The sequence below is a fragment of the uncultured Veillonella sp. genome (genome assembly GCF_963534045.1).
Taxonomy (GTDB): domain Bacteria; phylum Bacillota; class Negativicutes; order Veillonellales; family Veillonellaceae; genus Veillonella.
The window spans coordinates 1-15424 of sequence record NZ_CAUSQT010000011.1 but is presented as its reverse complement, the minus strand read 5'-3'; the positions used below and the strand labels follow the sequence as shown (position 1 = coordinate 15424).

General features: G+C 39.0%; 12 protein-coding genes. 6 read left to right on the top strand and 6 right to left on the bottom strand.

Annotated features, from left to right (window positions below; all coding sequences use genetic code 11):
* Positions 1-53: 53 nt before the first annotated feature.
* Together feoB and RYP29_RS03390 are read right to left on the bottom strand one after the other, a co-directional pair.
* Entirely contained in the window at positions 54-2423 is a 2370-nt protein-coding gene (feoB, locus tag RYP29_RS03395; protein ID WP_314985629.1) for a ferrous iron transport protein B, read from the bottom strand.
* A 9-nt stretch (positions 2424-2432) separates the two neighbouring features.
* On the bottom strand, positions 2433-2666 hold the full coding sequence (locus tag RYP29_RS03390; protein ID WP_005376797.1) for a FeoA family protein: 234 nt from the start codon (positions 2664-2666) through the stop codon (positions 2433-2435).
* Between the two features lie 506 nt (positions 2667-3172).
* Here RYP29_RS03390 and RYP29_RS03385 point away from each other — a divergent pair.
* Positions 3173-4471: a DEAD/DEAH box helicase gene (locus RYP29_RS03385; RefSeq protein WP_311533024.1), complete on the top strand. Its 1299-nt coding sequence runs from the start codon at positions 3173-3175 to the stop codon at positions 4469-4471.
* A gap of 49 nt (positions 4472-4520) precedes the next feature.
* Here the strand turns inward: RYP29_RS03385 and RYP29_RS03380 are convergent, their stop codons facing one another.
* Complete coding sequence (locus tag RYP29_RS03380; protein WP_311533023.1) at positions 4521-6839, bottom strand: DNA topoisomerase 3; 2319 nt, start codon at positions 6837-6839, stop codon at positions 4521-4523.
* A gap of 176 nt (positions 6840-7015) precedes the next feature.
* Here RYP29_RS03380 and RYP29_RS03375 point away from each other — a divergent pair, with 176 nt between their 5' ends.
* Together RYP29_RS03375 and RYP29_RS03370 are read left to right on the top strand one after the other, a co-directional pair.
* The gene (locus RYP29_RS03375) at positions 7016-8611 is read left to right on the top strand and encodes a peptide chain release factor 3 (RefSeq protein ID WP_311532876.1); all 1596 of its coding nucleotides are present in this window, start codon (positions 7016-7018) and stop codon (positions 8609-8611) included.
* Between the two features lie 236 nt (positions 8612-8847).
* Positions 8848-10095, top strand: coding sequence for a sodium/glutamate symporter (locus tag RYP29_RS03370; protein WP_311532874.1), 1248 nt, complete (start codon positions 8848-8850; stop codon positions 10093-10095).
* Positions 10096-10171: 76 nt separating this feature from the next.
* On the opposite strand, the gene rsmA is transcribed toward RYP29_RS03370, so the two are convergent.
* Together rsmA and rnmV are read right to left on the bottom strand one after the other, a co-directional pair.
* Complete coding sequence (rsmA, locus tag RYP29_RS03365; RefSeq protein ID WP_311532872.1) at positions 10172-11026, bottom strand: 16S rRNA (adenine(1518)-N(6)/adenine(1519)-N(6))-dimethyltransferase RsmA; 855 nt, start codon at positions 11024-11026, stop codon at positions 10172-10174.
* A gap of 57 nt (positions 11027-11083) precedes the next feature.
* On the bottom strand, positions 11084-11614 hold the full coding sequence (rnmV, locus tag RYP29_RS03360; protein ID WP_311532870.1) for a ribonuclease M5: 531 nt from the start codon (positions 11612-11614) through the stop codon (positions 11084-11086).
* 107 nt (positions 11615-11721) lie between these two features.
* On the opposite strand from rnmV, the gene RYP29_RS03355 reads away from it, so the two are divergent.
* From RYP29_RS03355 to msrB, 3 genes are all read left to right on the top strand, one after another.
* On the top strand, positions 11722-12657 hold the full coding sequence (locus RYP29_RS03355) for a LysR family transcriptional regulator (RefSeq protein WP_311532867.1): 936 nt from the start codon (positions 11722-11724) through the stop codon (positions 12655-12657).
* A gap of 222 nt (positions 12658-12879) precedes the next feature.
* The gene (locus RYP29_RS03350) at positions 12880-14001 is read left to right on the top strand and encodes a 5-methyltetrahydropteroyltriglutamate--homocysteine S-methyltransferase (protein WP_311532865.1); all 1122 of its coding nucleotides are present in this window, start codon (positions 12880-12882) and stop codon (positions 13999-14001) included.
* Positions 14002-14937, top strand: a complete 936-nt coding sequence (gene msrB / locus RYP29_RS03345) for a peptide-methionine (R)-S-oxide reductase MsrB (protein ID WP_311532863.1) — start codon at positions 14002-14004, stop codon at positions 14935-14937.
* Positions 14938-15056: 119 nt separating this feature from the next.
* Here msrB and RYP29_RS03340 read toward each other — a convergent pair.
* On the bottom strand, positions 15057-15424 hold a 368-nt coding region (locus RYP29_RS03340; protein ID WP_311532862.1), incomplete at its 5' end, for a 3D domain-containing protein.

The window sequence follows — 15424 nt, the reverse complement described above, 5'->3', positions numbered from 1 at the left end:
TTTAGTTCTAGGTATCTAAGGAATGTAAACCATAGTGATTAGCTACGCTTTAATTAGAAGCCTAGTGCCAAACCAATATTGTAGAAAATAAAGCATGCAATCCATGCGAAAGCATTTTCATAGCAGAACATGAATAACATCCATTTCCAAGAACCAGTTTCGCGTTTAATAACTGCTAGCGCTGCGATACATGGAGGGTAAATCAAGATGAATAGCATTAATGTTAATGCAATCAATGGTGTAAAGTGTGGATCATTTTGTAAGTAATCAGTCAATGCTTGAGGATGATCTGTATCACCACCTACTGCATAGATAGTACCCAATGTAGATACAACAACTTCTTTAGCTGCTAAACCAGCCACAAGAGATACACCGATTTTCCAGTCAAAGCCCAATGGTTTAAGAACTGGATTGATTGCTTTACCAAACATAGCAGCATAGGATTGTTCCAATTTTTCAGATTTTTGTTCTTCGTCAATTTTTTGATTTTCATCATCCAAGTTAGCTTGGTTTTTATACATAGCCCATGCTACAGGGAATAATTGTTCATTTTGTTCTTTAATGTCATTGAACAATTCAGGTGCTTCAGAATCATCTTCTACTTCGATTTCAGGAGCAGCTTCTCCAGCATCCTCTGCTTGTGTAGTGGCATCTGCTACAGTAGATTTCATATTATCTACGATTTCATTAACTTGGTCTTTTTGTTCATCTGTAGCGATACCAAAATGAGCCAAAGTTTCAGCATCTTTCATTTCATATGTTTGAGCTACTTGATCATGCAATGCATCATAATCTTTGGAGTATTCTACATCCATTGGATATGTTGTGATGAACCATACGAGGATGGAAGCAGCAAGAATGAAAGTACCTGCTTTTTTAAGGTACATAATACCACGTTCAAACATATGAGTTAATGTAGCTTTTAAAGTTGGTAAATGATATGGAGGCAATTCCATTACGAATGGTTCTGCTTCGCCAGCAAATAAATATTTGCGGAAAATTTTAGCAAATACGATACCAAATACAATACCTAATGCATACACACCAAATACAACAGTACCAGCCCATTCAGGAGGGAAAAATGCTGCTGCAAACAAAGTATAAACAGGTAAGCGTGCAGAACAACTCATGAATGGTGTAATTAAGATAGTAACCATTCGATCCTTATAGTTATCAAGGATACGAGCACCCATTACGGATGGTACGGAACAACCAAAACCTAATAATAAAGGAATAAACGATTTACCATGTAAACCACAAGCGCGCATTACACGGTCAATAACGAAGGCAGCACGTGCCATATACCCTGTATCTTCCAAGAAAGAGATACCAAGGAATAATAATAGAATTAATGGTACGAAGGATAATACAGCACCTACACCGGCGATGATACCGTCAGAAATAAGTGATTGTAACTGACCTTCTGGAATAACTGTTATAACCCATGCTTGTAATGCAGTAAAGCCATCTTCAATCCAACCTTGAGGAATAGCACCTACAGTATTTACGAAGTTAAATAGTAACCACATTACAACCATAAAAATTGGCAAACCAAGAATACGGTGAGTTAAAATTTTATCATAACGGTCAGAACGCGTTTCTAATTGTGTAGGAGCCTGTGTTAAACATGTATTATATACTTCTACTGCGAAGCGGTGACGATATTCTTGGAATACTACATCAAGATCGACTTGATCTTTAATTTCTTCACGAATCGCTTTCGCTTTTTCAATAACAGCTTCTGTATTTTCAAAGCGCATAACTTTGCCAATAACGTCCGCATCTTTTTCTAACAACTTAACAGCAACCCAACGAAGTGGATATGTAACAGTACCAGCTTGTTTTAGTTCTTCTACAAGTTCACTAATTTTGCCTTCTAACAAATCGCCATAGTTAATTGTTACACCAGGAGCTTTTTGAGAAGCAGCTACACTAACTGTTGCTTCTAACAACTCTTTTGTACCAATGTTTGTACGACCTACTGTGCTAACGATTGTAGCCCCTGTCATTTCTGCCATTTTTTTTAGGTCGTATTTGATGCCCATATCTTCAGCAACATCAGACATGTTTAGAGCAATAACCATTGGCTTTTCAAGTTCCAATAATTGTGCAGCTAAATATAAGTTACGTTCCAAATTAGATGCATCAAGAACATTAACAATTACATCTGGGTTATCATTTACGATAACATTACGCGCTACTAACTCATCCAAGGAACGTGCAGTTAAGCTATATGTACCTGGCAAGTCAATAAACAATAACTCATGGCCATCAAATTTCTTATAGCCTTCCTTTTTTTCTACTGTAACGCCGGCATAGTTACCAACGTGTTGCTTCGCCCCTGTGATATTGTTAAACATTGTAGTTTTACCACAGTTAGGGTTACCTGCTAAGGCAATTCGAATTTGCCCTTTTTCTGCCATGTGAACCTCCTATTGAACCTCTACATCAATCATGCCAGCTTCGCTATTACGAAGTGCTAATTCAAAGTTTTTTACTTTGATTTCCACCGGATCCCCCAAAGGGGCAAACTTCATAACATGGATTTTTGTACCATGTACAAGACCCATGTCAATTAGACGATGCTTAACGTTGCCACTGCCATGTAGTGTAACAATAAGACCAGACTCACCTGGTTTCATGTCTTTTAACTTTTTGATAGCCATACGACACCTCCTAATTATTGTACCTAACAACCTCATATTAAACACACCAAATAATAATGCGTATTAATATCTTAAATTATTATATCATGCGCATTTAGAATTTCAACAATAATTATCATTTTGTTATTCAAATTACTAATACATATTATTAAATATGATTATAAATTACTTTTAAAATACAGTCTAAACACTTATATAATCTTTGTTATCCACTAATGAAATTTTATGCATAAATCACTCTTCAATTTCTAATTATGAGAATAAAGATTATTTAATTATCATTTATTGCTATATCAATTCTCATTTAACTATTTATCATGCAAGAATCATTAACTATTACAATACATTCTATTCTCAATTTTATATATTGCATTCTCATTTATCATATCATCTATAATATTTAACTATCATTATTCATGGATCAAGGGCCCCTATAGACATATATTTGCTCACCTCTACGAGATTGGGTATAATTAATATAATATGTATTAAAGAAAGGACGACTCATGAAATCTTTTAAATCCTTAGGCGTTTGTGATGAACTCATTAGCACCTTACAAAAACAAGGCATCAAGGAACCAACGCCAATTCAAGAACAATCGATTCCCATCGTCTTTAAAGGCAACGATATTATTGCAAAGGCACAAACAGGAACAGGCAAAACACTGGCCTTCCTATTGCCGATATTGCAACGTATTCACACAGATGTACACCAAGAACAAGTATTGATTATCGCACCAACACGGGAACTCATTAAGCAAATTTCCGATGAAGCGAAGGTACTAGGCGCAGTGTTAGGCGTCGATATTCTTCCTCTCATCGGCGGCAAAACAATCGAATCCCAATTACAACAATTAGGTCGACGCCCTCATGTTATTTTGGGTACACCTGGTCGTTTATTAGACCATGCCAAACGCGGTTCTCTACATCTTGACTCAATCCGCCGCGTAGTGCTGGATGAAGCCGATCAAATGCTTCACATGGGATTTTTACCAGACATTGAAAACCTCATTGGCCAAACAGATGCAAATCGTCAATTACTGCTCTTCTCTGCTACGATTCCGGACAAAATCCGCAACCTAGCAAAAGCGTACATGACAAAACCTGTGTCAGTTACAGCTGAAGGTAAACATATTACACTAGACTCAATCGACCAACGCATATATATGATGAATGCAGAGGAAAAAACACCACGGCTCATCAAAATGATTCAGGACGACAATCCTTATTTGGCAATTGTATTCTGTAACAAACGAGAAGGCGCCATTCGCCTCTCTTATGAATTAACAGCTGCAGGACTTAATATAGCAGAAATGCACGGCGACCTAACACAGGGTCGACGTACACAAATACTTCGAGACTTTGCAAAGGCGAAAACACAAATTTTGGTAGCTACCGATATTGCAGCGCGCGGCATCGATATTGAAGGCATCACTCATGTATACAACTATGATGTACCTCATGATGTAGATTACTACATCCATCGTATCGGTCGTACAGGTCGTGCGGGCAACTCCGGTATAGCCGTTACCTTCGCTACACCAGCCGACGAATCTTGGTTACGACGCATAGAACGTGCCATCCAAGCAACTTTAACAAAATACACAAAAGATGGGCAAATCAAAACTAAAGGTAATGCTAGCACTGCGCCAAAACGCAAAAAAGCAACATCTAAGCCTAAAATTACAAGTTCCTATCAATCTACAAAGGCAAAAGCCCATAAGGCTCGAGGCCACAAAGGCTCCAACACCCGACAACGCCGTACCTCTACATCTCAAACAGGTCGACGTGGCAAACGCAGATAACACAAAATGCGTGTAGCATATCATAAGCTACACGCATTTTTTTGTGCCATTATTTATTTTGATTTACATAGATACTTGGTACGCCCTCTACATCCATGCACTGAGTCTTACAAGCAGAACGATTACTGCAAATCCATGTAGTACGACCTCTCATCTGCTGTTTTACAAAATATCCTTTTTTACATCGAGGACATACATATTGTTTTGACTCTTCTGGTACTTCAAGATCAGCACTTATATTTCGGTCATTCCCGCCATCAACGGGTTGAGTATACCGACAAGATGGATAATTGGTACACCCTAGAAAGGCGCCAAACTTACCGTTACGTTGTTGTAAACGACCCTTTTTACAGGATGGACATTCAGGTAAATCCTTTAGGTTCACTTGATTAGCATCCATTGGTTGTTTTGAATTCTGATTCGAAATGGTACGAACCACATTTGGCATCATTTGGTCGCGACTTACCTGTTTATCAAAGCCAAGTTTATCAATCAAGTGTTGTAAGAATTGAATTTGGTCTTTCAAGAACGATTCCAGTGTATCCTCACCTTCACTCATCAGAGCAAGTCGTTCTTCCCATACTGCTGTTTCATCAGGATATAATAATTCATCAGGCAACGCATCTACCAAGAGATATCCCGTATCGGTAGGAGATAACACCTGCTTCTTGCCCGACGTCTTCATAAACCCACGACTAATTAATTCATCAATAATATTAGCCCGCGTTGCTTCCGTTCCGATACCGGATACAGCCTTCAATTGTTTCTTCAACTCTTCATTCTTAACAAACTTATGAATTTCCTTCATCGCCTGCAATAATGTGGACGGCGTAAACCTAGATGGTGGCTTTGTTTGTTTAGCCTCTATAGATGAATCAGTATATTCCACAGCATCATTCTTTTTAACGGCTGGTAAATGATCCGCTTCTTCGATAGCATCCTTTTTAGGTCCCGATTCAGCCCCTCGATCATCGGTTAAGTCCGGTTCCTCACCATCTGCGTTAGTCTTAGACTTTTGACGCTTATATAAGGACTTCCAGCCTTCTTCAATAACAACGCGACCATTGGCAACGAATTCTTCCTCGCATTGACCAACTACAATCCTTGTTTGCTCATATACATGTTCTCCATAAAATTGAGCAATATAGGCCTGACTGATGAGAAAGTAAATATTACGTTCTGCTTGAGTTAGGCTGTTTACATTACAAGCAACTGTGGTTGGAATGATGGCATGATGGGCAGTAATCTTTTTTTCATTCCATGCACGACTCTTAATATTTCTATCCGCATTTTGTGCCCATTGTGAAAGTTTTTCATCCCCCGATTGCACTAAATTGCTGAGAATAGCCATGCGATCGCCATATTGATTAGGTGGCAAATATTCACAATCAGAACGAGGATAAGTGGTCAATTTTTTCTCGTATAATTTCTGTGCCGTATCAAGTACAGTTTGAGGGTCATAAGAGTATGCCTTCCCTGCCAACACTTGTAATGACGATAGTGATAATGGCAACCGTTGTAAATCTTTCTTCTTGGATTTTGTAACGGATTTTACCACACCATCAGGGCTTGATGCTAGCTGTTGCACTAAGTTTTCAGCAACCCCCTTATTAATGAGACGCCCATCTGGATCTAATCCTTTTTGTTCATCCTTAGGTTGCCACGTTGCCCAAAAAGTACCATTCTCATGGGTATATAAAATTTTAACGGTAAAATAATCAACCGGTTTAAAATCGGCTAATTCTCGTTCACGACGTACCACGAGTGCTAACGTTGGTGTTTTTACACGACCTATAGGTAATGTTACCTTATTACCTTTATACCGTTCAGATAATGTATAGGCCCGCGATAAATTCATCCCAATTAGCCAGTCGGCACGTGCTCTAGCTAATGCAGATTGATATAAATTGTGAAAGTCCTTATTATCACGCAAATCACCTAATGCGGATTTTACAGATTTCTCGTCCAAAGCATTTAATAAAATCCGTTGCACCGGTTTTGTATTGCCTACAAAATACAAAACCTCATCGACTAGTAACTGCCCTTCTCTATCGGGGTCACCAGCGTTAACGATGATATCAGCCTTTCCGATAAGATCTTTAACGGTTTCAAACTGTTGGCGACTGCTATCGGTTACGAGCAATTTCCACTCAGTAGGTACGATTGGTAAATCTTGAGGACGCCAACGGATATATTTATCGTCATAGTCACCAGGCTCGGCTTGATGTAATACATGCCCCACAACCCATGTAACAACATCATCACCTTGAATAAAATAACCATTGCGTTTTTGTATATTCTTATTTTCCGGCAAACATTTACTGATTTCTCGAGCCATAGATGGCTTTTCTGCAATAAATAACCGCATGGTCCCCTCCTTAACGTACATATGGCGACCATCCCCGTAGTCGCTCTTTGAAATCTCATTATACTACAATTTAGTGGTCATAACTACCAAAATCATGTATAATTTTAAAGATATGAATGATGTGAAAATTGTACACTACAATTAAACTTTCACAAGCAAAACAACAGAGGTGAATTATGACATTTTTAGAAGAAGTAAAACGTCGTCGTACGTTTGCTATCATATCTCACCCGGATGCGGGTAAAACAACATTAACAGAAAAATTACTATTATACGGTGGCGCTATTCACTTGGCAGGCTCCGTTAAGTCTCGAAAAACAGCAAAGCATGCTGTATCTGACTGGATGGAAATCGAAAAGCAACGTGGTATCTCTGTAACGAGTTCCGTATTGCAATTCGACTACGATGGATGTCGCGTAAACATCCTCGATACCCCTGGTCACCAGGACTTCTCTGAAGATACGTATCGTACATTAATGGCAGCCGATAGTGCGGTCATGCTCATCGATGTAGCTAAAGGCGTCGAAGCGCAAACTAAAAAACTATTTGCCGTTTCTAAAGAACGGGGCATTCCTATCTTTACATTCGTAAACAAAATTGACCATTTCGGCCGCAGCCCATTCGATTTGATGGAAGAAATCGAAAACGTTCTAGGCATTCGTACATGCCCTATGAACTGGCCAATTGGCATCAACGGTGAATATAAGGGCGTATACGATAGAGAACACGAAACAATTGAGCTCTTTGCAAAAGATGAAACACATGGTCAAGAAAAGTTAGCCTCTGAAAAAGGTGCGTTAACGGACCCTCGCATGAAAGAATTACTAGGTGACGATGTATATCAAGCATTGCTTGATGATATCGAATTATTAGACGTTGCAGGCGACCCATTCGATTTTGATAAGGTGCGCGCCGGCGAATTGACACCGATGTTCTTCGGCTCCGCTATGACAAACTTTGGGGTAAAACCATTCTTAGAAAAATTCTTAGAACTCGCTCCATCCCCTGCTCCACGTCAAGCAATCGAAGAGGTTGTACAACCTACAAGCGAAGACTTCTCGGCATTAGTATTTAAAATTCAAGCCAATATGGACCCTAATCACCATGATCGCATCGTATTTATGCGTATCTGCTCTGGTAAATTCGAAAAGGGCATGTCCGTATTGCATCGCCAATCGAATAAGACGATTCGCTTATCACAACCACAACAATTCTTGGCTACAGAACGTACCATTGTAGAAGATGCGTATCCTGGCGATATTATCGGTGTCTTCGACGCCGGCACAATGGGTGTAGGTGATACACTGTGTGCACAAAAGCATAAGATTACATTTGGCGACTTCCCTGTCTTCCCACCTGAATTCTTTGCTCGTGTATCTCCAAAAGATACGATGAAACGCAAACAATTTCAAAAAGGGATGACACAACTTGCCCAAGAAGGGGCTGTTCAAATCTTTGAACAATCAGGTGCTCTCGACTCCTTCGTAGTTGGCGCTGTCGGTATGCTTCAATTTGAAGTATTGGAATACCGCCTAAAAAATGAATACGGTGTCGATTTATTAAATCATACATTGCCATACAGTGTAGCACGTTGGATTGACGGAGACGTAGATACATCCACACTAAAAGGTCTAGATAATGCGATGATTGTAAAGGATAACCGGGACCGCACCGTTGTACTCATCGCCAACGAATGGCAAATGGGTTGGGTTCTAGAGCGTAATCCTGATGTTACTTTCTTAACAACACCAAAACTACATAATGAGATTTAATTAAATCTTAGTTCACTATATAAATGGCGAAGGTCCTTTCTATCGATCCTTCGCTATTTTATTCTCACATTTATACAATCAAAAATTTTTCTATTCTCATTAGAGGAATTTATAAGGAAGACGTAGAATATATAATCTATACATATTTTGTATACATGATAAATTCTATAGTATTTAATTGGTTGTTCATGATACAATGTAATAAATTATTTTTATTTGTTAAAAGGAGTGATTTTATGCCACTGATTGACCTAAAGTTAGTCAACGATGTATGGACACTAAACCTGTCCATGATTCAAACTGTGGGCCTCGCTGTAATTACCTTATTCATAGGTACTTGGATTAATAAACATTCCAAGTTTTTACAACGCATGTGTATGCCAGCACCAGCTGTAGGGGCTCTTCCATTTGCATTTTTAACTGCTATTCTTTCTTATTATCATATTTTAGATATTAAGTTCGAAGGTTCCCTACAAACATTCTTAATGCTCGCCTTCTTTACCACCATCGGTTTAATGGCGTCCTTAAAAGTATTGAAAAAAGGCGGTATCTTCATTATCTTCTTCTTCCTTGCTTGCGCTGTGTGGATCGTAGTTCAAAATACTGCAGGTATTGCCATTGCCAAAGCATTGGGTATCGAACCAATTATCGGTATCATGGCCGGTTCCGTATCCATGATTGGTGGTCTCGGTACAGCAGGTGCCTTCGGTCCATACTATGAACAATTACTTGGTATTCCAGGTACGGCATCCGCAGCTGTTGCAGCAGCTACATTCGGTATGGTGGCTGGTACGATTTTAGGTGCTCCAGTAGGTGAACGCATCATTAAGATGCACAAGGTAAAAACACCTTATGACAACCCTGAGTCTATGGATGATGACAACATCGATTATATCGAAGATCATGTTGAAGGCGGCGGAAAACAATTCAACTCTCAAGATTTGTTAACCATTTGTATGTGGATTGGCCTAGCTCTTGGTATTGGTACCATCGTAAGTGCTGGTTTATCTGTCATTACACCGTTGCCTGCATACATCGGTTCTATGATTTGTGCAGCCATCATTCGTAACGTAGGTGATTTCACAAAATCCTACAAAATTAACGATGCTGCTCTCGACGCTGTGTCTAATGTAGCATTATCCTTATTCGTTACAATGGCAATCAACAGCTTGAAGCTTGTACAATTAATCGATCTTGCATTGCCACTTATTACAATTTTAGTTGCACAAATGGCGCTTATCTGTGTGTTTGCATACATCATTTACTTCCTATTTGGTCGCAACTACGACGCAGTTATGCTCGGTGCTGGCGCCATCGGCTTTGGCTTAGGTGCAACACCAAATGCATTGGTTAACATGTTATCCTTGGCAAGTAAACACGGTCCATCCCCTCGTGCATGGCTTGTAGTTTCCTTGGTAGGTGCATTCTTAATCGACTTTGCAAATGCCTTTATTATTACAACAATGGCTGGCATTCTATACTAAAACTAAAGGACCCATTCGGGTCCTTTTTTTATATCCAAAAGGGCCTAAGAATAATCCTTAGGCCCTTTTAATTATATTATTTAATTAAGGCAGCCCACGCATTGGCTACATCGGCAAATTCTTGTAGGGTAAATGTCTCCCCTCTTCGTTGACCATCGATATTAGCTTTTACTAAAAGTTCTTCGATTCTATCCTTGGATAGACCTGTAGTCTTCATCGTATTAGCAAAGGTTTTGCGTCGTTGCGCAAAACCAGCTTTCACAACGCGGAAAAATAGTTTTTCATCAATTACATCTACAGGAGGTTTATCACGTAATACACAGCGAATGACAGAGCTCGTTACAGCTGGTGCTGGCAAGAAAGATTTTGGCGGCACATCTAGTACGATATCGGGCTTAGTATAATATTGAACAGCTACCGATAATGCACCATAGTCCTTCGTACCTGGTTTTGCCACCATCCGTAAGGCTACTTCCTTTTGTACCATTACAACAAGACGCTCGATAGGCAATCTACTTTCCAAAAGAGACATGATAATTGGCGTCGTAATGTAATAAGGCAAATTAGCAACTACCTTAAATGGTTCATGATTCATGATGGATGGCACGTCTAATTTCAACACATCTCCATGAACAATAGTTACATTACTATATTGAGCTAGTGTCGTATCTAACACCTCTAATAAACGCGTATCGAGCTCAATAGCCGTTACATTAGCACCACTTTGCGCTAAACCTTGTGTAAGCGTGCCAATACCAGGGCCAATTTCTAACACCGGTTCTCCTTCTTGTAAATCTGCAGCCTTTACAATTTCATCAACAATGCCACGCTTAATCAGAAAATTCTGGCCCAACTTTTTGCTCATTTTAATATCAAAACGTTTGCATATATAATGAACTACTTCTGGACTCGCAATGATAGATTCTATCATGAATACTCCTATTCTAAATTTTATTATGAATATAATACTATATTGGTTGAAAGTATATTAACAATTGGAAACGGCTTGTTCATATTCATCACGAGTGATGCCATAATGATTGAGTCGATATAAAAACTGTTTGCCATTTCCATAGCCTATCCCCAAAGCAGCTCCAACGGCAGCTCGTTTATCAGCACTATTAGGAAATCCAGAAAGGCCATGTTGTACAAGATCTGCCATCGTAAATTCCTCACTGGATACCAACGATTCCGTATGAAGTACGGATAAAGCCTTGATTATAGATTCTGGCGAAGCTTGTTCAATGCCAATATCATCGTTAGCAAAGGCCTCATCTCGAGGAACAAAGGCATGTTGTGCATTAGGAAATTTCTTTGTTAAAACGCGACGTATACGTTCTCCTGCCGTATCTGGATCGGTAAGGATAATAATCCCCCGTTTTTCATAGGCCACCCGAATCTGTTCAATAACACCCTTACGCAATGTGAACCCTTCTGTAGCAATACAATCCGCTTCTAGTGCCTGATGTATACGCTGTATATCCGATTTACCTTCTACTACAATGACCTCTTTTAACATAGGACCTCCTTATATCTATTATATTATTGTAACATATATATCATTGCTTAAATAGGTGTAATAGTTTAGTATAAGATTATATGAAACTATAATATAAGGAGATAATTGTGACATTACAACAATTACGATATGTAACAACAATTGCCAATATCGGCAGTATTAGCGAGGCTGCAAAACGTCTATTCGTATCACAGCCAAGCTTGACGAAAGCCATAAAAGAATTAGAAAAAGAAATGGGCATTACCATCTTCGATCGTACTAATAAAGGCATTACTGTTTCCAAGGACGGCGAACGTTTTTTAGGGTATGCGCGCCAAGTATTAGAACAAGCTACACTGCTAGAAGAACAGTACAAGAGTAATAAGGGGGGGAAAAAACAATTTTCCGTCTCTACACAACATTACTCCTTTGCTGTAAATGCTTTCATCGACCTTATTAATCAAAGCGATGTAGATTCTTATGATTTCTCATTACGGGAAACACAAACCTATGAAATCATTGATGACGTAGCGCATATGAAAAGCGAAATCGGTCTTTTATATTACAATGAGTTTAATAGACCTGTATTGGAAAAACTGATTCACACCAACGAATTAACATTTACAGAACTATTTACGGCTAGCCCTCATATTTTTATCGGCAAACAACATCCATTAGCCTCTAAAAAAGTGGTCTCCATGGATGAATTGGAGCCATATCCTTATGTATCATTTGAACAAGGTGACCATAATTCGTTCTACTTCTCAGAAGAGATTTTCAGTACTGTTGTACGCCCAAAACATATACGCGTTCGCGATAGGGCCTCCCTCTTTAGTCTATTAATCGGACTCAATGGTTATACCGTATCAAGCGGTGTTATCGATAAGGAATTCAATGGTGAAAGCATCATTTCAGTGCCCCTAGCGGAAGAAGGCATCATGCATATAGGCTATATTACCAATAACAAGATGCAACGCAGTCGTTTAGGACAAGGATATATTAACGCCTTAGAGCAATATGTAAACAACTATGGCAAACATATTCAATTGCCCAGCGAAAAATAAATCTTTTGCTTCTACAAATCAAAATTAACAAACTAAATCAGTACATCCTCTATACAGAAGGATGTACTTTTCTTTATAACTAATACCATACTATTTGGTTGCCTCCATAACTCTAGACTATATCAAACAGCAATATATAGATATTTTTAAATATAGTTAAACCTAGCTATAATAAACCTATCGAAATTATCGGTTATACCGTTTATTATAGGAGGATTTATTATGTCTAAACAATTAGCACCATTTCATTTTGATATTGTAGGTTCATTTCTACGCCCAGAAGAATTAAAAGAAGCACGTCAAGCTTTCACAGAAGGCAAAATTAGTCGCGAAGATTTAACAGCCGTCGAAGATCGTCTCATCACAGATCTTATCCAAAAACAAAAAGCAGCAGGTCTACCTGTTATTACGGATGGTGAATTCCGCCGTGCTTATTGGCATTTGGATTTCATGTGGGGATTTAACGGTGTAAAAGAAATTGAGCTCGAGCACGGCTACAAATTCCACGGTCAAGAAACAGCACCAGGTTCTCTTGCACTTACAGGTAAAATTACAGGAACTAATCATCCATTCGTAGAACATTTCAAATTCGTAAAACAATTTGAAGATGAACATACGACAGCACGTCAAACCATTCCTGCACCATCTCAATTTTTAGCAGAATTATTCCGTGAAGATAATGGTATTGTAACGCGTTCCTTCTACCCAGATTTAGAGGAATTAATCCAAGATATTGCAGCAGCCTATCGCCAAGTCATAAAAGACCTTTATGATGCAGGTTGTCGCAATATTCAATTTGATGATTGTACATGGGGTATGTGTTGTGACCATGGCTATTGGACTGGACGCCAAAAGGATAAAAGCGTAACCATCGAAGGAGAAACAGCGAAATACTTACGCGTAAACAACTTAGCTTTAGAAGGTCGTCCTCAAGATCTAGCTTTTACAACACATGTATGCCGCGGTAATTATAATTCTACTTGGGCTGCTAGCGGTGGCTATGAACCAGTAGCACCTATTCTATTCGCTAAAGAAAACGTAGACGCCTACTATTTAGAATTTGACGACGAACGGTCTGGCGGCTTCGAACCATTGCGTGAAGTATCCCCTAATAAAAAGGTCGTGTTAGGCCTCATTACAACAAAACATCCACAATTAGAGGATAAAGAAGTAATTAAAAATCGTATCAAGGAAGCTACAAAATACATTCCTCTCGAAAGACTTTGCCTATCCCCTCAATGCGGATTTGCATCTTGTGAAATTGGCAATCAATTAACAGAAGAAGAACAATGGGCTAAATTGGCATTAGTTAAAGAAATCGCACACGAAGTATGGGGTGATTAAATGACAGAACGTACAATATACTTAGGTGGTGGTTGTTTCTGGGGTTTACAAGGTTATATTCGCCAAATTCCTGGCATAGTTTCAACCGAGGTCGGCTATGCCAACGGACCTACTACCAACCCAAGTTATGAAGATGTATGTCATGACAGCGGTCATGTAGAAGCACTTAAAGTAATCTATGATGCAGATACCTTATCATTAAACCATTTAATTCAGTACTTTTTACGTGCTATTGATCCATTTAGTATCAATAAACAAGGTGGTGATGAAGGGATTCAGTATCGAACTGGCATTTATTATACAGATAGCTCAGATAAAGCAATTATCGAAACTACATTAGCTCGTGCTCAATCCTTTGAAAGCAAGCCTTTTGCCATCGAAGTACTACCATTGGATAACTATTACTCTGCAGAGGAATATCATCAAGATTATTTAGACAAAAATCCTAATGGTTATTGTCACATTCCACTCGGTCTCTCCCAAGAGCCACTTATAGACGATAGCGCCTATAACAAACCGACTGAAAAAGACTTACAAGCCTTATCACCGCAAGAATTTGAAGTGACTCAGAATGCTGCTACAGATGCACCATTTAGTCATGAATTGACTGATGAATTTAAATCTGGACTCTATGTAGATGTCACTACGGGTGAGCCGTTATTTGCATCATCACGTAAATTCGAGTCACACTGTGGTTGGCCAAGTTTTACAAAACCAATAGCAAAAGATGTTATTCGGTATTACAAAGATAACTCATATGGTATGCAACGTATTGAAGTACGCAGTCGAATTGGTAATGCCCACTTAGGTCATGTCTTTGAAGATGGCCCGAATGGATCGTTACGTTATTGCATCAATGGATCTGCTCTCAAATTTATACCAAAAAATGAATTATTAGGAACAAAGTATGAATACCTAATTCCTTATATAGACTAATATCTATACAATAAAAGGACGATACATTTCCTCATCGGAAACTATCGTCCTTTTCTCATTAGGGTAATTATACAAAAAGGAGATATCACTTGGATATCTCCTTTTATGATTACTATAGATTAATCAAGTACGTAAACTGTTACATCACGTCGACCAAAGTCCATGGCTTCGCCATAGGAATCCATAACAAGGTCAATACGATTCCCTACAATGGCACCGCCTGTATCAGCTGCTACGGCCTCACCATAGCCTGGAATAAATAAGCGAGTACCTAATGGAATAACATCAGGGTCAACAGCAACTACACCACGTACTGCAGGAATACCTGTAGCAGTAATACCAGCTCCATCCCCATCACCTGCTAAGTAAGCAGATGCTTCCATAACGATGGAACGAGATGCGCGACCAGATACATTACGAGATGTCGTTACCTCACGAGTACCTTCTTTAATAATTGTAGGTACCATATTTGTCATTACAGACTTAG

Coding starts and splice junctions, on each gene's coding strand:
- feoB (WP_314985629.1), bottom strand. CDS start 2,423: ATGGCAGAAAAAGGGCAAATTCGAATTGCCTTAGCAGGTAACCCTAAC.
- RYP29_RS03390 (WP_005376797.1), bottom strand. CDS start 2,666: ATGGCTATCAAAAAGTTAAAAGACATGAAACCAGGTGAGTCTGGTCTT.
- RYP29_RS03385 (WP_311533024.1), top strand. CDS start 3,173: ATGAAATCTTTTAAATCCTTAGGCGTTTGTGATGAACTCATTAGCACC.
- RYP29_RS03380 (WP_311533023.1), bottom strand. CDS start 6,839: ATGCGGTTATTTATTGCAGAAAAGCCATCTATGGCTCGAGAAATCAGT.
- RYP29_RS03375 (WP_311532876.1), top strand. CDS start 7,016: ATGACATTTTTAGAAGAAGTAAAACGTCGTCGTACGTTTGCTATCATA.
- RYP29_RS03370 (WP_311532874.1), top strand. CDS start 8,848: ATGCCACTGATTGACCTAAAGTTAGTCAACGATGTATGGACACTAAAC.
- rsmA (WP_311532872.1), bottom strand. CDS start 11,026: ATGATAGAATCTATCATTGCGAGTCCAGAAGTAGTTCATTATATATGC.
- rnmV (WP_311532870.1), bottom strand. CDS start 11,614: ATGTTAAAAGAGGTCATTGTAGTAGAAGGTAAATCGGATATACAGCGT.
- RYP29_RS03350 (WP_311532865.1), top strand. CDS start 12,880: ATGTCTAAACAATTAGCACCATTTCATTTTGATATTGTAGGTTCATTT.
- msrB (WP_311532863.1), top strand. CDS start 14,002: ATGACAGAACGTACAATATACTTAGGTGGTGGTTGTTTCTGGGGTTTA.